The 20,887-nt window shown below is 67.8% G+C and carries 23 protein-coding genes and 1 pseudogene; 17 read left to right on the top strand and 7 right to left on the bottom strand.

The genetic code is table 11. The features are described from left to right. Window positions 1-234: 234 nt before the first annotated feature. Window positions 235-711, bottom strand: coding sequence for a hypothetical protein (locus HEB94_RS03280; protein ID WP_192748569.1), 477 nt, complete (start codon window positions 709-711; stop codon window positions 235-237). Between the two features lie 372 nt (window positions 712-1,083). Next, on the bottom strand, window positions 1,084-1,479 hold the full coding sequence (locus HEB94_RS03285; RefSeq protein WP_273374824.1) for a CBS domain-containing protein: 396 nt from the start codon (window positions 1,477-1,479) through the stop codon (window positions 1,084-1,086). Between HEB94_RS03285 and HEB94_RS50095 the strand changes: the two genes are divergently transcribed. The 16 genes and pseudogenes from HEB94_RS50095 (at window position 1,478) to HEB94_RS50105 (ending at window position 11,559) form a co-directional block, all read left to right on the top strand. Next, window positions 1,478-2,455, top strand: coding sequence for a CBS domain-containing protein (locus tag HEB94_RS50095; RefSeq protein ID WP_238361401.1), 978 nt, complete (start codon window positions 1,478-1,480; stop codon window positions 2,453-2,455). The two genes, HEB94_RS03285 and HEB94_RS50095, sit on opposite strands and share 2 nt — an antisense overlap. Window positions 2,456-2,650: 195 nt before the next feature. After that, window positions 2,651-2,899, top strand: coding sequence for a DnaB-like helicase C-terminal domain-containing protein (locus HEB94_RS03295; protein ID WP_192748571.1), 249 nt, complete (start codon window positions 2,651-2,653; stop codon window positions 2,897-2,899). Window positions 2,900-4,486: 1,587 nt separating this feature from the next. Then, window positions 4,487-4,678, top strand: coding sequence for a hypothetical protein (locus HEB94_RS03300; RefSeq protein ID WP_192748572.1), 192 nt, complete (start codon window positions 4,487-4,489; stop codon window positions 4,676-4,678). 8 nt (window positions 4,679-4,686) lie between these two features. Continuing rightward, entirely contained in the window at window positions 4,687-4,959 is a 273-nt protein-coding gene (locus HEB94_RS03305) for a hypothetical protein (RefSeq protein WP_192748573.1), read from the top strand. 933 nt (window positions 4,960-5,892) lie between these two features. Beyond that, on the top strand, window positions 5,893-6,198 hold the full coding sequence (rpsN, locus tag HEB94_RS03315) for a 30S ribosomal protein S14 (protein ID WP_192756208.1): 306 nt from the start codon (window positions 5,893-5,895) through the stop codon (window positions 6,196-6,198). A 655-nt stretch (window positions 6,199-6,853) separates the two neighbouring features. Next, window positions 6,854-7,456 carry a TetR/AcrR family transcriptional regulator gene (locus tag HEB94_RS03320; RefSeq protein WP_192748575.1) on the top strand — a complete coding sequence of 201 codons (603 nt, stop codon included), beginning with the start codon at window positions 6,854-6,856 and terminating at the stop codon, window positions 7,454-7,456. Window positions 7,457-7,641: 185 nt separating this feature from the next. Further along, on the top strand, window positions 7,642-7,887 hold the full coding sequence (locus HEB94_RS03325; protein WP_192748576.1) for an RNA polymerase subunit sigma-70: 246 nt from the start codon (window positions 7,642-7,644) through the stop codon (window positions 7,885-7,887). Window positions 7,888-7,893: 6 nt separating this feature from the next. Further along, window positions 7,894-8,550 (top strand): Clp protease N-terminal domain-containing protein, encoded by a 657-nt coding sequence (locus tag HEB94_RS03330; protein ID WP_192748577.1) that lies wholly within the window; start codon window positions 7,894-7,896, stop codon window positions 8,548-8,550. 68 nt (window positions 8,551-8,618) lie between these two features. Then, the gene (locus HEB94_RS03335) at window positions 8,619-9,194 is read left to right on the top strand and encodes a TetR/AcrR family transcriptional regulator (protein ID WP_192748578.1); all 576 of its coding nucleotides are present in this window, start codon (window positions 8,619-8,621) and stop codon (window positions 9,192-9,194) included. Then, window positions 9,185-9,544 (top strand): MmcQ/YjbR family DNA-binding protein, encoded by a 360-nt coding sequence (locus HEB94_RS03340; protein ID WP_192748579.1) that lies wholly within the window; start codon window positions 9,185-9,187, stop codon window positions 9,542-9,544. Before HEB94_RS03335 ends, HEB94_RS03340 begins: the two co-directional genes overlap by 10 nt. Further along, window positions 9,541-9,687 carry a hypothetical protein gene (locus HEB94_RS03345; RefSeq protein ID WP_192748580.1) on the top strand — a complete coding sequence of 49 codons (147 nt, stop codon included), beginning with the start codon at window positions 9,541-9,543 and terminating at the stop codon, window positions 9,685-9,687. The genes HEB94_RS03340 and HEB94_RS03345 overlap by 4 nt, the downstream gene beginning before the upstream one ends. A 65-nt stretch (window positions 9,688-9,752) precedes the next feature. Then, window positions 9,753-10,028: a YciI family protein gene (locus tag HEB94_RS03350; protein WP_238361402.1), complete on the top strand. Its 276-nt coding sequence runs from the start codon at window positions 9,753-9,755 to the stop codon at window positions 10,026-10,028. 123 nt (window positions 10,029-10,151) lie between these two features. Next, window positions 10,152-10,802, top strand: a complete 651-nt coding sequence (locus HEB94_RS54250) for an ATP-dependent DNA ligase (protein ID WP_420481573.1) — start codon at window positions 10,152-10,154, stop codon at window positions 10,800-10,802. Further along, window positions 10,717-11,043: an ArsR/SmtB family transcription factor gene (locus tag HEB94_RS03360; protein WP_192748581.1), complete on the top strand. Its 327-nt coding sequence runs from the start codon at window positions 10,717-10,719 to the stop codon at window positions 11,041-11,043. The genes HEB94_RS54250 and HEB94_RS03360 overlap by 86 nt, the downstream gene beginning before the upstream one ends. A gap of 71 nt (window positions 11,044-11,114) precedes the next feature. Beyond that, a pseudogene (locus HEB94_RS54255) lies at window positions 11,115-11,252 on the top strand (SRPBCC domain-containing protein); the annotation flags it as partial. 151 nt (window positions 11,253-11,403) lie between these two features. Further along, window positions 11,404-11,559: a hypothetical protein gene (locus HEB94_RS50105; protein WP_238361404.1), complete on the top strand. Its 156-nt coding sequence runs from the start codon at window positions 11,404-11,406 to the stop codon at window positions 11,557-11,559. 1,603 nt (window positions 11,560-13,162) lie between these two features. On the opposite strand, the gene HEB94_RS03370 is transcribed toward HEB94_RS50105, so the two are convergent. Both HEB94_RS03370 and HEB94_RS03375 read right to left on the bottom strand, forming a co-directional pair. Next, window positions 13,163-13,462: a hypothetical protein gene (locus HEB94_RS03370; protein ID WP_192748583.1), complete on the bottom strand. Its 300-nt coding sequence runs from the start codon at window positions 13,460-13,462 to the stop codon at window positions 13,163-13,165. Between the two features lie 14 nt (window positions 13,463-13,476). Next, window positions 13,477-13,689, bottom strand: a complete 213-nt coding sequence (locus HEB94_RS03375) for a hypothetical protein (RefSeq protein ID WP_192748584.1) — start codon at window positions 13,687-13,689, stop codon at window positions 13,477-13,479. Window positions 13,690-14,128: 439 nt separating this feature from the next. On the opposite strand from HEB94_RS03375, the gene HEB94_RS03380 reads away from it, so the two are divergent. Next, window positions 14,129-15,082, top strand: a complete 954-nt coding sequence (locus tag HEB94_RS03380; RefSeq protein WP_192748585.1) for an alpha/beta fold hydrolase — start codon at window positions 14,129-14,131, stop codon at window positions 15,080-15,082. Between the two features lie 27 nt (window positions 15,083-15,109). Here the strand turns inward: HEB94_RS03380 and asnB are convergent, their stop codons facing one another. The 3 genes from asnB to car all read right to left on the bottom strand — a co-directional run bounded on the left by asnB (window position 15,110) and on the right by car (window position 20,795). Next, complete coding sequence (gene asnB, locus HEB94_RS03385) at window positions 15,110-16,960, bottom strand: asparagine synthase (glutamine-hydrolyzing) (protein ID WP_192748586.1); 1,851 nt, start codon at window positions 16,958-16,960, stop codon at window positions 15,110-15,112. Window positions 16,961-17,049: 89 nt separating this feature from the next. Beyond that, complete coding sequence (locus tag HEB94_RS03390) at window positions 17,050-17,295, bottom strand: hypothetical protein (RefSeq protein ID WP_192748587.1); 246 nt, start codon at window positions 17,293-17,295, stop codon at window positions 17,050-17,052. Further along, on the bottom strand, window positions 17,292-20,795 hold the full coding sequence (gene car / locus HEB94_RS03395; RefSeq protein WP_192748588.1) for a carboxylic acid reductase: 3,504 nt from the start codon (window positions 20,793-20,795) through the stop codon (window positions 17,292-17,294). Before car ends, HEB94_RS03390 begins: the two co-directional genes overlap by 4 nt. Window positions 20,796-20,887 lie beyond the last annotated feature (92 nt).

Raw genomic sequence — 20,887 nt, forward strand, 5'->3', positions numbered from 1 at the left:
GGCCCCTCCAGACCGTCCTCTAGAACGAACTCCGCCACTGGCCGGCGAGGTGTTGCTGGGACCTCAGGTCCGTACCCGAATCTCAGGACCGCCTGGCTTGCGGACCAGGCAGTGCGTGGATCCCGCACCTGCCAGCGCAGGTGCTGGTGCTCCAGCGGCTGGTTCAGCGAAGAGGCAGACAGACCGTGGAGCGTGGGGACGAGAAAGATCCGCTGGGGGCTGCCCGGCGGCGAGCTAGTCCGTGGGACCGTCGTGCGGCGTTGACAACACACCCAACGTGGGGTGCCGCCCGAAGTCCGCCTTCTCGCGTAGTTGATCCGATGGTGCCACCGCAAGGTCGCGCACCGGGCTGAACACCTTGGTGGGGCGTGAGCCCAGAGCGCTCGACGTTATTCCCTCGCGGTCCCGCTGGCCGCCCACCCAGCGTCTCCGCTCCCGAAGTCGCCGTGACTCGTCCGCGTCCGCGAACCGTGCCTCGAGAAGTATGTCGTTCAGCCAGCCGAGCCGGTAAGGCTTCTCGATCCACTCCAAGGCCGCTCCCTCCGCGACCACTGCCTGCTCAAGCTCCGACCGAACGGCAGCAGGCACAGGCCGGTCCTCGAACGGCACCCGACTGGTGCGGCGGCGACTCACGTACGGCAACAGCTGGGCCAGGGCGGTTTCGCCCTCGTCCGGGTCGCCGGGCTCCAGGGTCACCTCGGCGGCCAGCATCGGGTTCCGTCAGGCAGTGCCACGGTGGACGTCCTTGAGCCCAGGGACGCCGCCGCCACCCTCAGGTTGAAGACCGCTGCACCCACGCCAATGAACGTCATCCGACCGTCAGGATCCTCTGCGGGTAGCTCGTGCCACGCATAGCGATACACCTCGATGGTGGCCGCGGAAACAAGACAGCCAGGGGCTGCGTATCGTGCATCGAAGGAGCCTGGATGGCGCTTTTCCACTAGCAAGCCGCGACTTGCCTGATCCAGTACGAACATGGCTGCAGCACCTCCGCCCACAGCAACCATCCACCACCAGTGTCTGGGACGACCACAGCACCGGTGACATGCCCGAACTCTGAGGGTCACCCTGCCGAAGGGCCGGTCAGTCCAGCGTGACGACCTCGACGAACTGCCCCACCTGACTCCCGGAGAGGTGACGAGCGAGGTCCGCCTCGCTGATCATCCCGAGGACTCGGTCATGGTCGAGCACTGGCAGCCGATGGATGCAGTGGTCTTCCATCGTCTGGAGTACCTGGTCGACGCCGGCGTTCGCGTCGATCGTGTACGTCGTTCCTTGAGCCAACTCACCGGCGGTCATGACAGCCGGATCACAACTGGCCGCCACGCACTTCACCACGATGTCTCGGTCGGTAATGATCCCGTGCAGCCGGTCGTCCTTTCCGCAGATGGGCAGGGCCCCGATGCTCAGGTCACGCATCGTTTGGGCCGCCGCCCGAAGCGTCTCGTCCTCACCCACGCAGGTGAGGCCTGCATGCATGATGTCTCGTGCGGTAGTTACCATTTGCGACTTTTTCGCTACGCCCGAAAGGTCGCACGAGCGCGCGCTCGGCTCGCTGGACGTCGATGTCGATGTCGATGTCGATGTCGATGTCGATGTCGATGTCGATGTCGATGTCGAACTGTGCACCATTCCAAAAAATGCGCGTCTACAGTCAGCCCACATGACGCTTTGCGGATCTTCCCAGAGGAACACGATGACTGGTCATGTGACATTGGGCCGGTCGTTCGGCGTCTCATGCGCCCAGCGAGATGGCGAAATCCCTCTTTACCATCAAGGCCGCCGCGGTGTGCGATCAACAATGCAAAGGGCCATCTTCGGTGAAGGAGGCGCTGGCATGCATGCATCGATTGGCGACCAGGTCCTGATTCGTACCGGTACGCTCGATCGTCCACCTCGACACGGCGTCGTCAGAGACGTACTCGGCGATCCGGACTGCGAGCACTTCCTCGTCGGCTGGGACGATGGTCACGAGTCTCTTCTGTACCCGGGCCCAGATACCCAGGTCATCCCCACACCGGTCCCCACCCAGCGGGCAGAAACGACACCAACGACGGCGATGCCGGCCGCCGCGCCGCACCTTGCGGACCGGGTCGAACAGATCATGAGCACCCCGGTGATCACCCTCGACGAGCACGACTCGCTGCGGGTTGCCGCAGCTACCCTGGCGGATGCCGAGGTGGGCGCCCTCGTTGTGCTGTCCGGGACCACGCCCTTGGGCATCATCTCCGAGCGCGACGTCGTTCACGCCCTCGCGGCAGGGGGCGATCCGGACGAAGTCTGGGCCGCCGACGTGATCGGGGTGACGACTGTCTGGGCGGCCCCCACCGACACGATCAGACGGGTCGCGGAGCTGATGAGAGACGCTGACATCCGGCACCTGCCGTTGCGCATCCAGGACAGGGTCGTTGGGATCGTCTCTGTTCGAGATGTTCACAGGGTCATGCTTGCCTAGCGACCACACCGATGCGCCTATGGGCGACCAGTGACGACAAGCCACTACAGATGGCCGACACGAGGACGACTCGTGGGACCTTCCGCCGCGAAGTCGGGCCATCGCCGCTTCGTCGGCCTACGCCCGAGCGGCCGTGGTGAGGGTAGTCACCTTTCACCACGCCTTGTGAAGACAGTCGGGGCAGAGGTTCGTGTCATGCCTACTAGCGCCCTCACGGACACCGAACGAGAGGTCCTGGTCCGAGCCGCGATCCTCGCCCCATCCATGCAACAGGACGCCGACGTCGTGATCCTGCTGCGCCGGGATGACTACTACAACGCCGAGGATCGCCACGGTGAGGCCGACCTGATCGTGGCCAAGAATCGCTCCGGACCGGCCTGGACTGTCGCGGTCGCGGCGGCCCTGCACCGATCGACGTTCCGCACTATGGCAAGCACGGCTTGACCCTCCGGGGTCACCGGGAGCTGTCGCAGAACTGAACCATGGGTCCGGTCAGCTCCGGTCCGGATACGGTGGCACGCACCATCGAACCGTCGCCGCCGAGGCCGAACGCGACAAAGCCGTAGCCGCTGTCAGGACGGCCGAGCGGACAGCTCAGAGTGCAGATCGAGATCAGTCTTCGGGCGAAGCACCTCGCGGGAGGCTTCGGGGTTGGTCGGTGCAGGTGGGCACGGAGGACGGCTTCGGCTTTTGCAAATCGTTCGATCATCAACTCCGCGGCGCGCTGGCGTGGGTGGGCGTAGGCCTGAAGCGAGGCGGTGACGGCCCTCGGTTCAGCAGCGGTTCGCCGAGCGGATAGGACGAGGTGGCGGTGTAGATGATGCCCACGCGGACGCACGCCACCAGCTCGTCGGCGGGAACCGCGGGGTGGGTGTGCTGGTACGCGGCGACCAACGTCGCCAGTCAGGGTCGAGCAGCCCGAGCCGGAACTGTCCTTCGGGCTGCTGCATGCAGACGACTTGTGCACGGGCCTCGGGTCGTCCAGGCCGCCTCTGGCGTGCTTTGCACGAACTCGCGCGGGTAGTGCCGAGACGCCGAGTGGGTGCTGCAGGGGCCCGCACTGTGAAGTCTCAGACGACAAGGAGGAGCCGCCTACGCCAGGTGATTGATGCGTGAGACCCTCGGGGCCCTGGCGTAGGCGGCCGGGGCTGTGGCCGCACAGAATCCCCCGATCTGGAGTCTTCCCGCTGTGTGGGCGCGCCAAGCGCTGGCAGGGGGAAGGCTGACACCAGGTATGGGGGCGTCGGTGTAGGCCTTCTCGTGGAAGACCTGTGCCGCTGGTGGGTCCGCCCGCAGGCAAGGATGATCGGCTGCAGGCGAGGCGGACCCGTGTCACACGCCTTTCCACCCGCCCGGAGCCGTCACCCACGAGTCGATGATGATCTTCTCATGTGGTGCGGGTCGCCTACGCCGGCGAGCGCGGGCAGGCGGGCGTCTGATGTAGGCGACCCTTCGGGACACGAAGGGTCGCCTTGTGAAGTCTGCCCGAGGATGAGGGGCCGCTAACGCTGGCAGCGTCCGCCCTTACGCATGGACTCCGACGAGCCCGTGCGCTAGGTCGTAAGTCCCACCTCCTCGAGGCCTATCGAGTCGTGTACTCAGCCAGCTCTGCTGCCTACGGTTTTGACGAGGTGCGCGGCGTGAAAGTCCATCAGAGTGCTTCCGGCAATGCGGCGCCCGCACCCACAGCAGTGGCCGGTGTAGCTCGGAGGGCGGGATACGCCGGCCACCGCGTACGCGTCCTGTTCGCTGCAGAGCTGACATTTGCAGCGGCCGATCCAGGGCCGTTCTTTCTGAGCGCCGGACATCTAGGTCGTCAGACGCAGCCACGGCCTGCTCGCCCAGCGGCCCCACTCATCGGCTGCTCCTCGGCAATTGCACCACCCCGAGCGCCTGGCTATGAGCCCTCAGACCGGCGCTTGCGGGCGCGCTGTGTGCTCGCTTGATCGGTGCGAAAAGGGGTATCGCATATTTGTTGCGCGGCCCGCGATAGGCGCGGCCGAAGTAGCTGGGCATGAACAGGAGTTTGGGATGGCTGTAGATGGTGTCTGCGGTGCCGGGCTGTCCGGGCAGGCGGTAGCCAGTGCGGTGGGCACCGCTCGCGTCGTGGTGGCTTGGCTGGTGGGCGGCCTGACCGGGTTCACAGTCGACAGCACCGCTGAGCGCAACGCGTGGGAGGCGACCTGCGCTGACCTGCAACGCCGTACCAGTGGGGAGCTGTGAGTCCCACGATGCACTCCAGCGCGCCAGGCGACGCAGAGCCATCGCGCATACAGGAGTTACACGAGGCGATCCGGGAACGGGAACGCGCACACGCCCAACTGCGCCAAGCCACCGCCCAACTCCTCCAAGACCCCACCGCGAACAGCCTACGCGCCGCCGTCGCGGCAGCGATGGTCAGAGAGTTGGTCAGCCGTGTCCGCTACGCCGCGGCACTGAAGCCACTCGGATGGCCCGTCCCCGACCACCTCCTCCTCGACATGCCACCAGAACACCACCCCTGACCCAGCACAGACCGAACTTCAGGCCCACTCACGGGCGCCCCCGGGCAAACCGTGGCCGGAGTCGGCGCGGCTGGCCGGGCGCTCTCCTCCACGTCGGTCGCGCGCCGGTTATCTCAACCAGTCGTCGTTCTCCGCCTGCGCAAAGCGCAGGAAGGCGATAGCTACCGGCAGAGCGGATGTGAGCTGGATTCTGCGTCCCCTTCCCCGCAGAGACGGCACAGGAATTCACCTCCGGGCGAACGTCGACCGGTGTAGGGCGGCCCATCGTCGGGGATACCCGTCGCCTCGCCCGACGAGGCGCCCGCGCCCTGGACGGTGCAGGACGCTCACCCGACGCGGCAAGACGTCCAGCGCGTTCGGCGAGCACCTGGTCCGTGTCTCTCCGTGGTGGCCGCCGCGGCGAGGATGAGCGGGGCGAGCGCGTGGGACGGTGATGTCCGGGCGGAGTTCGCCACCCGGTCGTAGCGGCGCGTTGTACGGGGGTCGCGGTGTCCAGCCATGTCCTGTCCGCGCTGCAGCTGGGCGCCCGGTTGGGCGAGGGCGGTGCTGGTAGCGGCGACGCGAAGCGAGCACCGGGTGGGCCGCTGGTCCGACATCACCGAGCACCCGTCCTGGATGGACGACACACTGCTCCCCCGCGACTACTTCACCCTCTGGCTCGACCACGGCGTGGACCCGGACCAGGCGACCTACGCTACATCCTGCTGCCAACCGCCGACGCAGAGACGACCAGGCAGTACGCCGAGCGGCCGGGAACCGCGATCGTCGCGAACTCGAGCCGGGACTTGCCGTGGTGAACGCAGTACCGCATCACCCCGAAGGTCCCCGCAGTGCGTATCCGTGGGCGCTTGAGCGCGGTCACCGGCGTGGAAGCTGGCGGGCGCCACCGGGGTTAGGTTTGGTTGAGCGACGCCAACCATGCTGGGCAGAACCATGGCCAAGAAGTCGAAGATCGTCAAGAACGCCCAACGGCGCGAGATGGTCGCCCGTTACGCGGAGCGCCGCGCCGCACTCAAGGAGGTCATCAGCTCGCCCCATTCCTCCCCCGACGAGCGGTCTGAGGCACAACGGGCTATCCGCCGGATGCCCCGTGATGCAAGCCCCACCCGGATCCGCAACCGCGATCTGGTCGACGGCCGGCCCCGTGCGGTTTACCGCGTCTTCGGGCTGTCCCGGATTCGCCTGCGCGAGATGGCTCATCGGGGCGAGTTGCCCGGAGTAACGAAGTCGAGCTGGTAGCGCGTCCCAGCAGGCTCCGTGACTGTTGCGACTACCAAGGCCAGGACTGGGGAGCCGCAAGCGAAACCGCGATTCGACTCCTCGAGGTCGCCCAGGACGAGGGGCTCAGCGGCGAAGACGCCGCCGAGCGGGTGAGGGAGTTGGTCCGAGCGGAAGGACTCTCCGGCAAGGACGTGCGCGCGATCAGGTGTCTGGTCAGCATCTTTGACGGGCGATACGAAACGAAATAGCTAGAGACCTGAGACGCCACTGGCGGCGGAGGTCAGGCGCAAAGTAGCTGTCCGGGGACCCTCACCCGTGACCGTGCTGCGGATGCTGCGCGAGCACGAGGAACAGGCTGCGGCGGCGGCAGAGAGCGCATGACCACGATCACCAGAGGGTGGGAGGCCACCCTTACCGCCATGCCGCCCACTCCTTCACCGCGAACCGGTCGCCGACGCTCCTGCACCTCGGCCGCGCCCGGCCCGCGTGCAGGCACGATCGAAGTGGCGATCCCGAAGCTGCGAGGGCTGCCGCGAGGTCTTCTCTCCGCTCGGCCGGGTCGTAGACCAACGTCGGCATGCATCAGTGCGCCAGGTTGGCGTCGACGTGTCGCCATGACCCTGTTGGCGACATGGTGACGCCAAGATGTGCGCGAGCCAATCGGAGGGAGACCATGCCGCGGATCAGCGCCTCGACCGTCGCAGAACACCGAGCCAGACAGTGCGCCGACCTGCTCACGGCTGCGCGGACGATCCTGCTCCAAGAGGGGGCTCACGCCGTTACTCCCGCGGCGGTCGGGCGTCGGATAGGACTCGCGCGCACCAGCGTTTACAAGTACTTCCCGTCCAGCACCGAGATCCTGCTCCGATTGGCCGAGGACGCACTGTCCACCTGGGAGTCCCGCCCGCGACCAGCAGTGGAGGGCGCACCGGACCCGCATGCCGCGATCGAGGTGTTCGTCCGCACCTCACTGGAGATGGCCGACGATGGCGAGCACCGTGTCGCGGCGACCGTCGCCGCCGCCGGACTCCCCGACTCCCGGCTACGGGAACTCGGCGAGGCGCACGACCGCCTCTTCGAGCCCCTCCGCGCAGCCGTGCGGCAAACGGGCGATCCGTACCCGGACGTCACCTCGACGTTCGTGCAAGGCGTCCTGGATGGCGCCGTGCGACTGATCGACTCCGGGGAGACCGCGCAGTCGGTGAACACTCACGCTCTTGCGTTCCTCCGTCACGGGCTCACCCGAGCTGCCATCGATGTCCACATCAACCGATGAAACACCACCCGAGAAGAGGAGAGGTCGCGACCACTCATGTTCGTCGCGATGAACGAGAGGGGCCCCTCGGTAGCGGTCTTCAAGAACGCGGACCTTGACGTCCTGAGCGGCGGTCTGACCAGGGTGCCGGCCAACCCGGTCAAGCTAGGTTGACCGCCGACCGGAGTCAAGCTAGGTTGACCAGCATGACTGAGGTGCTCCCAAGCGAGGTGACCAAGTTGGCAGACGCGACCCGTAGCCAAGATCCAGAGGTCGGCCTGGCGGCCGTCGCGGCGCTCCGCGGGCTGGTCGAGGTGCTCGAGGCGCTCCAGGTCGACAACGCCCGAGCCAAGGGCTGGACCTGGAAGACCATCGCCGAGCGACTCGGCGTCACCAAGCAGGCCGTCCACCAGAAGTACGCCAGCGGCCGGCTCTTCGGACGAGGCAGGTAGAGCCCCATGTTCGAGCAGTTGCCCCAGCCAACCCGGCAGGTTATGGAACTGGCCGACCAAGAATCGGACCGGATGCGGCACAGCTACATCGGCTGCGAACACGTGCTGGCCGCCCTCGCCCGCTACCCCGCCGACGCCGCCGCCGTGCTTGCCAGGCATGGACTCGACGTCGACGCTATCCGAAGCGACCTGGAGCGACTGGTCGAGGAAGGCATCCTGCCACCGCCATGGCGAAATGATGCCGACCTCCTGCGCAGCCTCGGCGTCGATCTTGCCGCCGTACGCCACAACATGGAGTCGACCTTCGGTGCCGAAGCCTTGGAGCGAGCCACCCGCAAGGCCTCCCGCCGCACCGGCTGGCACGGCTTGACCGGCAAGCCAATCCTGTTCAAGCGAGCCCTCCAGCTCGCCGGCGAGGAGCGACAGCGACTCGGCTATACCGAGACCACGGCCGAACATATCCTCCTCGGCGTCCTCAAAGACGCCCAAGACCCCATCGAGAAGCCGCGCTGCTTCAACAACCCCTGGATGCGACGCAAACGTGCGCAGATCGGACTTCCACACCGAGGGCCAAGCCCCGTCAAACTCATCGTCCAAGCACGAGGCGCCAGCCTGCCAGACCTCTACCAAGCCGTCGCGGCGGAGTTGCACGCACCCGCCTAGCCCTCGACTTGCGACTACAGGTCCGTCACCGAGCCTCGGCGATGCCCGACGCCAACGGTGACGCCAACATGACGAGACCCAGCCCGGGGCCGCGTGAGCGACTACTCACCGCTGGTCAGCACCTCTTCTATGCGCACGGCGTCGCGGTCGGGGTCGACGCACTCCTGAAGGAGGCGAAGGTCGCCCGCCGGTCGCTCTACGAGCACTTCAGCGGCAAGGACGGGCTGGTGGCGGCGGTCCTGCACCGCACGGCCGAGGAGGACCTCGCGTGGTACGACGCCGCGCTGGCAGCCGCGGACGAGCCGCGCGAGCGACTGCTCGGCCTCTTCGACCGGCTCGACGAGCTCGTCGCGAACGACGACTTCCGCGGCTGCCGGTACTTCGCCAGCGACGTCGCCCTCGAGGATCCCGACCATCCGGCCCATGCCGAGACCGAGGGGTTCCGCCGGCGGCTTCGTGAGCGCCTGATGCGGGAGCTGGAGGCGATGGACCACGCCGACCCCGAGCACGCGGCCGACCAGCTGCACCTGCTGATCGAGGGCACCCTGGTGATGGGAGCGCCCCAGGACGACCGGCATCCCGCGCGCGCCGCGCATGACCTGGCAGCCCTCGCCCTCGGGTGGGGAGGTGCGTCATGGCGGTGATCGAGGATGTTCGCGCACTGGGCTCGCAGCTCGAACGCTCCTATCCGGTCTACGTGCGCGGCCGGTTGAAGTTCCGGGTCAAGCAGATCGTCTACGTCGCGTTCTCCCTCGACGAAGCGGTGATGGGGTTCGCGTTCCCGAAACAGGAGCGCGGCGCGCTCGTCGCCGGCGAGCCGGAGAAGTTCCGGCTGCCGTCGGACTCGGACATGCGGTTCAACTGGGTCCACGCCGAGCTCGCTGCGCTGGACCCGACCGAGGCCCGCGAACTCGTCGTGGACGCGTGGCGGATGGTGGTCCCCCAGAAGGTCTCACGCGCCTACGACCTCACCCATCCCGGTGGTCCGGGATGACGGCTCTGGGCCGTCGACGTGCCCGCACCGGCTACATCTCCGGCGCGCTGCTCGGTCCCAGCACCAACGGAAGCACCAACGGTGGAGGGCACCTTGCCTACGTGACGATCCAGGTCTACCGGCTGGCCGGGCGCCCGCAGTAGGCAACGGCCTGAAGTCCCTGACCGGTACACCACACTGCCTTGACACCACAGGAGATGATCTTCAGATGCAGTACCTGGTTTGCGTGATCGATGACAAGGGCAATCCCGGCAGCACCGACACGCAGCCTGCCATCAGCGCGTTCAACGAACGACTGATCGCCGAGGGCTACTGGGTTTTCGCGGGCGGACTCGCAGACACCACCGCGGCCACGGTCATCGACAACCGGGGCGAGCAGGCGGTGTTCAGCGACGGGCCTTTCGTGGAGTCGAAGGAGTACCCGAACTCCGCCTCACGACCCATGTCAGCAACCACGAGCACACCCTCTCCAGCCACCGCTTGAAGGCGCCAATCGGCGCGCTGAAGACTTCAGTCAACTAGCCGCGCGCTGGCCACAATCCGGCGCAGACAGCTCCGTACACATCTATTCGCGGCGCGGCACACCGCTCGGCGACGCCTTTCCGAGCTGGTCGGCGCGCTGTACGCCTACCTGCCTCCCGGGACGATCGTCGACCCGGAGATCGTCCTTCGGCGGCACGGCCGGCTCGACCTCAACGCGCTCCAACGCCGCTATGCCCAGCGCCGTCACGCCCGCGAACTCGCGGGCACACAGCCTGTCCACCTGGTCGTCTTCGACGTGCTCGAGACGGCGCAGGACGGTGCTCTCCGCCGCCGCGGGCTGCGAGAACGGCGTGCCGTCCTGGAGCGGCTGTTCCGTCGCGTCCCCGCCCGGTCGCCGATGACCCTTGCCATGCAGACGTCGGACCCGGCCATGGCCGAGGAGTGGTTCGACACGATGGCCGTCGCCGGCGTCGGGGGCCTAGCGATCAAACCGGCGAACAGCCCCTACGTCTCCGGTGCGCGGGTGTGGCTGAAGCGCACGTCGCGGCAGACCACCGACGCCGTGATCGGCGGAGTCACCGGCAGCCTCCACCGCCCGGCGGCACTACTGCTCGAAGTGGGATCTACTCTCGGGTCCGATCCGCTTACGTACCTGGACGGTTACGTAACTGCCTTGGTACATTCACGCCATGGAAGCTGTCTTGCGGGCACTGGCGGACGAGAGCCGGCGGGCAATGCTGGAGACCCTGGTTGGTGGTCCGGCCACCGCGGGTGAGCTGGCGGCGCTGCTGCCCATCGCCCGCCCGGGGGTGTCGCGGCATCTTCGGGTGCTGCGGGAGGCGGGGCTTGTCGAGGTCCGACGGGAGGCGCAGCGGCGGGTCTACGGGCTTAGGCCCGAGCCGCTCGCTGAGGTAGATGAATGGCTGGGCCGGTACCGGGCCTTGTGGGAGCAGCGGCTGGAAGCCCTGCACACCGAGGTGGCCCGCGGAAAACGCGACCGAAGGAGCGCCAGATGAGCAGCAACACCGGTGGAGGCGGCCGCATCCTGGGCAGCCTGCGATCAGCAGATGGCAAAGGCATCGTGCGCATGCAGGACCGCTTCGACACCGACATCGACGACCTGTGGTCGGCAATCACCGATCCCCGCCGTCTCGCCCGCTGGATTGGCAAGGTAGAGGGCGACTTGCGGCCCGGCGGCGACTTCCGCGCACATTTCTTTAGCAGCGGATGGGAAGGCACCGGGCACGTGGAAGCGTGCGAGCCGCCGCAGCGGTTGCTGCTGGTGACCAAGCACGCGGGCGCCCGACGAACAGGAGATCGAGGTCACGCTGACCGCCGACGGCGGCCAGACCATCCTGGTCTGGGAGGAACGGGGCATGCCCGTGGACCTGCTCGCCGCCTACGGGTCCGGGATCCAGGTCCATGTCGAAGATCTCGCCGCCCACCTCGCCGGGAGTGAGCGCTGCGACGCCAAGGCGCAGTGGGACGAACTCCTCCCCGCCTATCAAGCCTTGGCCGCCTGTGTCGACTAATTCGAACGTGAGGTCCACCCCCGGAGCGGTGCCGTAGAAACCCTCGCGCCCGCCGGCCGCGCCCACGGGGGAGGTGGGGCGGGCACTTCGGAAGGCACCCCGGGCGCTGGGGGGATCTGCGCCGTACGGTGGCTGGTCATACCGCATCACCCGATGTACCCCGCAGTGCGTATCCGTGGGCCGCTTGCGACGCCGTGGTACCACGACCACCGCATGGACTTCACCGGCCCGAGCGTGTGGCGCGGGCTCGCCGGGTTCCACATCCTCCACGACCCCGACGAGCAAAGACTCGGCCTTCCCTCGGGCAAGCACGACCTGCCGATCATGATCACGGATCGATCGTTCGCGGCGGACGGAGCGCCAGCCGACCGGCCATCACCAAGTCGCCCGCTCGTGGCCTCCAAGACGATGCCCACGCGAACGCGGTTCACCATGACCACCTGCACCTGGGCGCCGACGTCACCGCTCACCAGTAGCCACAGCCAGGCATTGCGCACAACCCAGATAATGCCGACTCCCAGCCGTCCAGGACATCGCACCCGACGAGGTGCCTCTAGACCTGGACCTGGAGGCCTGATCCAGCGACGACGTGGATTCAAACCGATGTAGCCCCCGCACTCCTGGTGGAAGGGTGGAAGGGGGGCTACACCGGCCACTTATGGGCGGTCGGGCGCCGCGCTGGGGGCACGTCCGGCATTCGATGTGACGACGCCTCGCACCGCTTCTGGACCAACCTGACTAGCTGCCGCCATCCCGGTGGGAGCGCCGACAGGTCGGCCTTGTTGGGCGGACCGTCGTGAGTGATGTCGAACAGGCAAGCAGCAAGCGCGTGCCCGGGTTCCACCCAGTGACGGTGATACCCGGCCCGTTGGCACGCAGGGTCGTTGCAAAGCTGACCATCACTCGGCGGGCCCGCAGACATTGATCCTCCGTCGTCTACCCGGTGTCGTCTACCCGGCGACTGTAGGCACCGGCGAGCGGCGAGAGCGGGGGACGATCGTCCCGACCAGGCCAGGACTCACGTTGCCAAGCCCGGAAGCCACCTCGTGGTCGACGGACTGGGTCAAAGCCCGATGAACCGGACCACTTCTGACCCTGACGCTCGAACGAACCGCCGGCAAGCGCACGGAGGCCTCCACCTCCAGACATACAACGGCACCCGCCCATAGAGGTCAGGGGCCGTGGTCATGCTTGCCTCAATCCGGCAGGATGACGTGCCGGTAGGAGACGCCGCCAACCACCCTGGCGATGGTGTTCCGACTCACCCCGAACTCGGCCGCGAGCGCCCTCCGCAGCTCGGTCAACGCGCGCCGCCCAACGCGGCGGTATGCCGGAAGAAGACCGTGGATTGCGGTGCGTCTCTTAAGCCCGGATGCACCGACGATCTGCGCGTGGTGAGCGGGTCGGGTCGTGACGCGAGAATGCCCTCGCGCCTTGGGATGATCGGACTTGTCGAAGGCTTGAGCTGTCCAGCACGGAAGGGCATCTCTGAACTGGTACGACACGAGGTCGCATGTACAAAGTGGCTCGCTGCGGCCGGGCACGACTAGCCAGGAGGATGCGGAGAACTAAGGCCATCCGCCCGTGAGCGTATACACGTCTTTCAGGCCAAGGCTTCTCCGCGTACCGCCAAGGGGCTGGACTTCGCGGCGTAGGCGGGCGGTGTCGGCTCGAGCCATCGTAGGAACGTCGACTTGACCATGAACGCGAACAGATGGTTCCCCGACGGCGTGTAGTGGCCGTTGTAGTAGCGGCGCCGATACTCCTCCGGTGTGATCGAGAAGGCCGCGTAGTCGCCACGGTGAGCGGACAGCGAGTCGACGTAGGGGATCCCGAGGTCGTCGAGCCCGCGAACGAACTCCTCGTCCGGTCGAGGCTCGCCCGCGCAGGCATCCGAGACCACGTCGCCGGGATAACTCAGCTCAGCAACACCAGCAGACGCTTGCCCTGCGCGGTGAGTTCCTGCCGGGCTCGCTGGACCAGCAGCGTCGATGCGCGGAAAGCACACCAGTCATAGAACGCCTCCGCTGAACGCCGGCACGCCTCCTCGGTGCTCAGGTCGAGTTCGACGTTGTCGGCGCTCGCCTCGCTCGCCTCCTCCCTGCGCATCCGCCGACACGCCTGCAGCACGCCGTAGCCCCTACGCGTCTACGACACGCCCATCAACGAGCGCGTGCCGTACTGCACTCTGATGGACGCCACTGCCGACACCGCTCGCTCGGCCCGACGGCCACCACCTGCCACAAGACTTCAGCGACGTGATCGCCTCGGTCACAGGGTTCGCAGACCCACTCATCACGCCCGAACAAGCCGGTGTTAGTTGGAACGCCGACCGGTGGCGATGGATCTGCTGATCACCGACGCGGAGGTGACGGGCGGCTACTTGGTCCGCTGCGGCTAGCGCGAGCGCCGACCAGCTCGGGCATGAGCTCGGCCAGCAGGGCAGCGGCATTGTCCACACACGCCGCGGCCACGCTCCGACGGGCTCCAGGTGGTGAGTTGGTCCCGGGACCAAGTATCTCCCGCCGGGCCTAGCGGCCGACAGCTGACAAGCGGGATCATTTTCAATATGTACGATGACCAACCGACTAGCTCCGCAGCCACGCCGCTGCAGCAAGCAGACCGGTTCTCCAGCGACACCGAAACCCACCTGCACCGCGAGCACCCATATGTCGAGGAGATCAACGGTCGCCCGCGGCCGGTGCTCGTGCACGAATTCTCACCCCGTTCCCCTCTACCGGACGCTACGACCCTCGCGCTTGTCCCCGGCGGCAGCTTCGCCTCCGCCACCTGCTACTACGCCCTGGCGCCGCGCCTGCTGGCGGCCCGGCACGGGGGCCGATTCCTCTTCGTCGACCCACCTGGCACTGGTGGCAGCGGCCGCGATGTGGCCGATCTCGACCAGGCCGCGCACGCCGACCTCATGCTCTCCGCGCTCGCGAACGTGGCCGACAACCATCGGCTCGTGCTCGGCGGGCACTCGATGGGCGGCGCCTACGCCCAGGTGATGGCACGCCGGCAGATGCTCCGGCCCAAGGGCCAGCCACGGATTCGCGCGCTGCTGCTGCTCGACCCGCTGCCGCTCGGCGGTTCTGGCCTGCTGCGCACCGGGTGGAAGCTGGCACTGTCGGGACCGTCAGCGGCTGGTGCCACAAGGCGCTTCTTCCGGACGTCGCACGCCACGGCCGACGACATCGCCCTCCTCGAGCGCGTCCGCAGCGACTTCTCGGTGTCCCTTCGCGCTGCGCTCGCGTGCCTGCGGGGACACGGCTTCCCGGACGCGACGCACCCGTTCACCGGCCGAGTCCTCGTGCTCGGCGCCGCCGATAGCATCGCCGTCGCGCAGAACCGCCTTGTGGCCATGGCCGCGTCGGCGGCCTACACGCGAGCAAACTACGAACGCATCGACGGCAGCACGGCCGGTCTCGCGGGTCACTGCGACTTCCTCGACCTGCCAGCCACCTCTGCAGCGTGCGTGCAGTTCCTCCGCAAGGTCGACGAAGAAGGTGCTTCGACCGCGTGATGGCGCCGGGCCTCCGGGTGGGCCGGCTTACCCCAGCCGCAGCTCGGGCCGGTAGAGGTCGATCCAATGGTAGAGGTCCAGAACCCGTTCGATCCCGACCCGCTGCGCGGGGCTGACCTCGGTGGGGTCCAGCCGGGTGACCTTGTCCAGCCAGACACGGTCAACGATGTCGAAGACCGCGCTGCCGTGCTCGGACAACACATCCGCGGCCTGGCGCTGCAGAGCCTGGGCCACCTCCGGGTCAGGCGGCGTCGGGTATGGACTCTTGACCCGGTCGATCACCGACACCGGCAGCAGTGGCCGCACTGCCGCCCGCAGCAGGCTTTTCTCTCGCCCGTCAAAGTTCTTCATCGACCACGGGATGTTGTAGACGTACTCGACGAGGCGGTGGTCGGCGAAGGGCACCCGCACCTCCAGCCCGACCGCCATCGACAACCGGTCCTTGCGGTCCAGCAGCGCCCGCACGAGCCGGGTCAGATGCAAATGGCAGATGGTGCGCATGTGGCGCTCGAACGGGTTACTCCCGGGAAGGTGCTCGACCGCCGCGACCGCCGCACTGTACTGGTCGGCGATGTAGCCGGCCACATCGAGCCGCTCCCGCAGGCCCGGGTGCAGCAACGCCGTGCGGTCAGTGGTGATCGCGTTCTGAAACGCCAACCAGGGGAAGGTCGGCGCGTCACGGGCTGCCGGAACGTGGAACCAGAGATAGCCGCCGAACAACTCGTCGGCGAACTCCCCCGACAGTGTCACGGTGGCCTCCTGCCGGATCCGGCGGAACAGCAGGTACATCGAGGAGTCAATGTCGCCCAGCCCGATCGGCATGTCCCGGCAGGCGACGACGGCGCGGCGCAGGTCGGGGTCCACCAGCTCCGCCGGGTCGAGGACCACATCGCGGTGGCGTGAGCCAACCTTGGCCACCACCTCCCGCACGAACGGGGCGTCCGGCGTCTGCCGCATCTCGTCGGGCCGGAAGGAGTCCTCCAGACCGATGAAGTCCACAGTGAACGTTCGCAGCTCCGAGCCGCTGCGGCGGGCCTGCGCCGCGGCCAGCGCGGTTACGGCGCTGGAGTCCAATCCGCCCGAGAGCAGGCAGCACAGCTCCACATCGGACACTACCTGTCGGCGGACGATGTCGTGGAGCAGCGCACCGATCCGGTCGGTGGTGGTGTCGAGATCGTCGGGGTGTTCGGCCGCCGCCAGGCTCCAGTAGGTCCGCTCCCGCATTCCGGCCCGGTCGATGGTGACCGTTGTCGCGGGCAGGACCTCGCGGATGTCCTTCCACAACGCCCAGCCGGGGGTCTTGGTGAACCCGATCAGTTCGTGCAGGCAGTCGAGGTCGACCACCCGGGGCACTTCCGGGTGGGCGAGTATCGCCTTGGGCTCCGACCCGAACAACACGCCGCCGGGGGTGCGCCGGAGGTAGAGCGGCTTGATCCCGACCCGGTCGCGGACCAGCACCAGCCGCTGCGCCGGGCCGTCCCACACGGCGAAGGCGTACATGCCGTTGAGGCGTTCGGCGACCCGGTCGCCCCACTCCTGGTAGCCGCGCAGCACGACCTCGGTGTCGCTGCGTGTGGTGAAGTGATGCCCCCGCGATACAAGCTCGTCGCGGAGCTCGACGAAGTTGTAGACCTCGCCGGAGTAGACCAGGGCCACCGGCCCGGCCGGGGTCCGCGCAACCATCGGCTGCACCCCGCCCGGCACGTCGATCACCGCGAGCCGGCGGTGTCCGAGCGCCACGTACCGGTCGGTGAAGATCCCGCCGGCGTCCGGGCCTCGCTCGGCGAGGGTGGCAGTCATCGCCGCGACGATCTCGTCGCGGTCGCCGCGCTCGTTCGGGTCGCGGTCGAAGTCGACCCAGCCGCAGATGCCACACATGTGCGCCTCCTATGGTTCAGCCGGAAGTGGTGAGGTGATAGGGATCCGCGACGGACTGTCGCGTGAGGCGGCGACGCGCGCCCAGCACATCAATGTGCATCGATCGTCCAACTCATGGGCTCGGCCCCGACCAGCAGCCATGCCTGCTTCGCGGCACCCGGATCCCCGCCCAGCGCGGGGACCAGCGTTTTGAAGAGCGCCATCGCCGCGGCGACCAGCAACAGCCCCGAGAGCGCCCCGAGTGCCATGAGCACTCCCGAGAGGATGAGATGTCCGCGCAGCCTCGCGGCGAGCCGCCAGAACGAACCCCGGGCGCTGTCGTCCGTCCGGCTCATCGGGCAGCACCGGTCAGGCCCAGTGCCGCCAGATCGGACACGTACTTTGACACGAGATGTAGGGACAGGCCCGGGATGACCCCGGTGCCCCCCACGCCGACGTCGTGCACGGCCGAACGGAACCGGGACGCCGACGCGAGCGAGGACGACGTGGCCGCGGGACTTCGGAACGCCTCAATCAGCGGCAGCGCCGTGAAGGCGGCGATCCGCTCGGGCGCGCCGTGTAACCCGATCTCGAATCGGCGCAGCCATTCGGAGTGGTCGTCGATCCGCGTCACCGACGCACCGCTGTCGATCAGCCAGTCCACGGCGGTGTCGAGTGAGGGTCCCAGCGGGTCTGGGTTGATCGCGTTGAAGGTGCGATGGCCGAGCCCGGAGTGCGCGGTGCCCAGCCGCACCACGCTCTCCGCCAGGAAGTCGACCGGCACACCGCCGAAGGCAGCGGATCGGGCTCGATGCGCGGTGGACCGGTATGCGGTGAAGGACGTCGGCGCCACTCCGGTGACAAGGATGCTGAGCATCAGCCGCGTGAACATGTCCTGCGGGTTTAGCTGGCCGACGTATTGTCCGTGCGCCAGGATCAGACCCGACCGGAAGACCGTGACCGGAAGACCATAGCGGTCGTGGGCATGGCGCAGCAGCACCTCTGCCGCCCACTTGCTGTTGGCGTATCCGGCGGCGTAAACCGAGGACAGGACGCGGGTCGGGTTCGTTACGCGGATGTCGTCGTGTTCGCCGAGGTCACCGGCCACCTGGTCGGCGATCCCGACCGTCGACAAGAACACGACCTCCTTGAGCCGCGATGCCAGGGCCAGGTCGATCACGGCGGCGGTGCCCCGCACGTTGGGACCGAACAACTGCTCGTAGGGAAGGACATGATTGACCTGGGCCGCCGGATGGATGATCGTGTCCACTCCTTCGGCGAGCCGCAGCCACCCCTCGTGGGTCAGCCCCAGACGCGGATCGTCGACATCGCCGGCGATGACGTGGAGTCGGTGCTCGGCCAGTTCGCGGAACCGGTCGAGCAGGCCGGGATCGCCCGTGTCGAACGCCTGCTCCAGTCGTCGACGCGCACCCTCGTCGCTTCTCCCGCGAACCAGGCAGACAACCTCGCAGTCCAGCCTCTTCAGCAGTTCCAGAGCGACGAAGCGACCGAGAAAGCCGTTCCCGCCGGTCAGCAGCACAGCGCGGGGGGAGGATGGGCGATCGGCAAGCGGCGGGGCAGCGGCCGTGGCGGCGTCGAGTAAGGCGTCGGTGCGGAGATCGTCTACCCGAATCGTGGACCCCGCGCCGTGCACCAAGCGGGCGGTCGGCCGGCTCGTCCCCGCCGTCCTGGCCGCCTCGATGTGGCCTGCGACGTCCCCGAGGGAGGTCGCAGGCCCGACGAGCATGCTCACCGGGACCTCTACACCGTAGATCTCCTGCAGCAGCGTGGAGAGACCGAGCGCGGACAGCGAGTCGCCGCCGAGATCGACGAAACGCATCGCCGGGGCAGGCTGCGTCGCGTGGTCACCGACGAGGGCGCCCACGGCGCGGACAACGGTGTCGAGCACCGGCCGGTCGTCGGCTCCGTGACGTAGGGCGGCGAGCTCCGACTCCTGCTGGGCGGCCAGGGCCCCGTAGAGGCGACCCAATTGGTCGTCGAAGCGGTCCCGAACCTTCGCGCGGAGCACCTTTCCGAGTCCGGTGACAAGTCCGTTGTCCACACTGAAAGGCTCGTGTTCGACGATGAAGCTACGGGGAACTTCATAGGATCGCAGACCTGCCTCTTTCCCACGAGCACGGATGGCCCGCGCCAGCGCGGACTTGAGCTCCGCCGGGTCAGGGTAGGTCTCTGCCACCTGGCGGCTGGGCACGACGACCGCCACCAGGTAGGCCCGGCCGTTGTGCCCGTGGACGAAGATCTGGTGGATCAGCGGGCTGTCGGCTAGGGCCTCCTCGATCCTGGCCACGCTTACGAACTCGGCCTGCGCCAACTTGATCACATTGTTCCGGCGGTCGACGAAATGCAGTTGGTCCGGCGCGGTCTGCGCCATCACGTCCCCTGTCCGGCAGTATCCGTCGGCGTCGAAGAGCGCGGCGTTGAGGTCCGGTCTCCCGTAATAGCCGGGGATCATGGATCTGGTCTTGACCAGTAGTTCCCCTCGGGGGTAGGGCCGGTCGGTGCCGAAGTACCCCAACTCGGGGACGTCGACGAGCTTGTAGTCGATGACCTGCGGTCGCAGGATCTGGTTGTCGACCAGGATCGGCCCGCCCGCTTCGGTGGTCCCGAACCCGTCGTGCAGGGGAACCCCGAGCAGCATCGTCATGAACGACCGCAGCTCCTCGCGCAGCAACGCGCTGCCATTCGACGCCCGGGTCACCCGACCACCGAGCACGCGATCACGCAACTCCACCACGGCCTGGTCCCGCGCGTCCTCGCGCGCCGCCCCACCCGCGATCCGGGCTTCGACGTCACTGGTGAAACGCTCGTAAAGGATCTCGCACACTCGAGGGACGACGGCGAGTTCGGTCGGCCGGACCAGCGAGAAGTCCTCGAGAAGGGTCGAGGTGTCACTGGACCCGACGAAACAGCAGGTGCCGCCTCTGGCCAACGTCCCGGCGAGCGCGAGGCGGCCGGCGATGTGGTTCATGGGCGCGTGGTGCAGGGTGATACCTGGCCACGGTGCCTGCGCCAGGCCACGCCAGGAGTCGGCCAGCAGGTGTTCCGGAAACATCGCCCCTTTCGGGTCGCCGGTCGTTCCGGAGGTGTAGAGGATCTGGGACAGCGGCTCGGCGTTCGCCGCGGGCACGTGAAGCGGAGCCGCCGGCAGGTCCCGGCCGATCCGGTGCAGGCTCTTCACGCTGTGGACTGCGGTACGGGTGTTGACGACGGTCCTGCGGGCATCGAGTACCGCCTGGTTGATCCGGCCCGCTGATCGGGCCTGCCCCAGCACGATGAGGGTCGGCGGCAGGAGATCGGGCGGCAACGACTTCAGGACGGTCGCCACGAGGTCGACGCCGACGGCGAGGACCCGCGGTCGGGTCGCGGAGAAGATGGACACCCACTCTGTGGCCGGGGCTGACGGCGCGACGGGCACGGACACGGCACCGCTGGCGATCGTCGCGAGTTCCAGGATCGCGTAGTCGACGCTGGGCGAGGCCATCGAGCAGATGACGTCGCCCGGGCGGAGGATGCCTGTCGAACTGTGCTGCCAGGCCGTGCTGATCGACCGGGCGCACGTCCACACCTCCCGGTAGGAGACGGTCTCCAGACGCGGTTCCCGACGATCGGCGAAGCCGCCGGAGTCCGTCTGTTCCGACGCCACCGGACGCTCGGCCAGCGCCGGCCGGTCGGCGTAGCCGAGCATGATCGTCTCGACGATCTCGCTGAGGGCACCGATGGAGTCCCTGACCGCGTTGGCAACGGCGGGCAGCGGAAGCCGCGCCCTTACCTTGTCGTCCGCGGCGAGGACCTCCGCGAGTCGCCGTTCCTCGGGGGTCAGCTGCGTTGCGGTCATCGAAGGGCTCCTCCGGTTCGGGCCAGGGTTTTCGGGCCAGGGTTTTCGGGCCAGGGTTTTCGGGCCAGGGTTTTCGGGTCGGCCTGGCGGTC

This window comes from Actinopolymorpha pittospori (assembly GCF_014873875.1).
In the GTDB taxonomy this organism is placed as follows: Bacteria; Actinomycetota; Actinomycetes; order Propionibacteriales; family Actinopolymorphaceae; genus Actinopolymorpha; species Actinopolymorpha pittospori.

Coding starts and splice junctions, on each gene's coding strand:
- HEB94_RS03280 (WP_192748569.1), bottom strand. CDS start 711: ATGCTGGCCGCCGAGGTGACCCTGGAGCCCGGCGACCCGGACGAGGGC.
- HEB94_RS50095 (WP_238361401.1), top strand. CDS start 1,478: ATGATGTCTCGTGCGGTAGTTACCATTTGCGACTTTTTCGCTACGCCC.
- HEB94_RS03285 (WP_273374824.1), bottom strand. CDS start 1,479: ATGCATGCAGGCCTCACCTGCGTGGGTGAGGACGAGACGCTTCGGGCG.
- HEB94_RS03295 (WP_192748571.1), top strand. CDS start 2,651: ATGCCTACTAGCGCCCTCACGGACACCGAACGAGAGGTCCTGGTCCGA.
- HEB94_RS03300 (WP_192748572.1), top strand. CDS start 4,487: ATGGCTGTAGATGGTGTCTGCGGTGCCGGGCTGTCCGGGCAGGCGGTA.
- HEB94_RS03305 (WP_192748573.1), top strand. CDS start 4,687: ATGCACTCCAGCGCGCCAGGCGACGCAGAGCCATCGCGCATACAGGAG.
- rpsN (WP_192756208.1), top strand. CDS start 5,893: ATGGCCAAGAAGTCGAAGATCGTCAAGAACGCCCAACGGCGCGAGATG.
- HEB94_RS03320 (WP_192748575.1), top strand. CDS start 6,854: ATGCCGCGGATCAGCGCCTCGACCGTCGCAGAACACCGAGCCAGACAG.
- HEB94_RS03325 (WP_192748576.1), top strand. CDS start 7,642: ATGACTGAGGTGCTCCCAAGCGAGGTGACCAAGTTGGCAGACGCGACC.
- HEB94_RS03330 (WP_192748577.1), top strand. CDS start 7,894: ATGTTCGAGCAGTTGCCCCAGCCAACCCGGCAGGTTATGGAACTGGCC.
- HEB94_RS03335 (WP_192748578.1), top strand. CDS start 8,619: ATGACGAGACCCAGCCCGGGGCCGCGTGAGCGACTACTCACCGCTGGT.
- HEB94_RS03340 (WP_192748579.1), top strand. CDS start 9,185: ATGGCGGTGATCGAGGATGTTCGCGCACTGGGCTCGCAGCTCGAACGC.
- HEB94_RS03345 (WP_192748580.1), top strand. CDS start 9,541: ATGACGGCTCTGGGCCGTCGACGTGCCCGCACCGGCTACATCTCCGGC.
- HEB94_RS03350 (WP_238361402.1), top strand. CDS start 9,753: ATGCAGTACCTGGTTTGCGTGATCGATGACAAGGGCAATCCCGGCAGC.
- HEB94_RS03360 (WP_192748581.1), top strand. CDS start 10,717: ATGGAAGCTGTCTTGCGGGCACTGGCGGACGAGAGCCGGCGGGCAATG.
- HEB94_RS50105 (WP_238361404.1), top strand. CDS start 11,404: ATGCCCGTGGACCTGCTCGCCGCCTACGGGTCCGGGATCCAGGTCCAT.
- HEB94_RS03380 (WP_192748585.1), top strand. CDS start 14,129: ATGTACGATGACCAACCGACTAGCTCCGCAGCCACGCCGCTGCAGCAA.
- asnB (WP_192748586.1), bottom strand. CDS start 16,960: ATGTGTGGCATCTGCGGCTGGGTCGACTTCGACCGCGACCCGAACGAG.
- HEB94_RS03390 (WP_192748587.1), bottom strand. CDS start 17,295: ATGAGCCGGACGGACGACAGCGCCCGGGGTTCGTTCTGGCGGCTCGCC.
- car (WP_192748588.1), bottom strand. CDS start 20,795: ATGACCGCAACGCAGCTGACCCCCGAGGAACGGCGACTCGCGGAGGTC.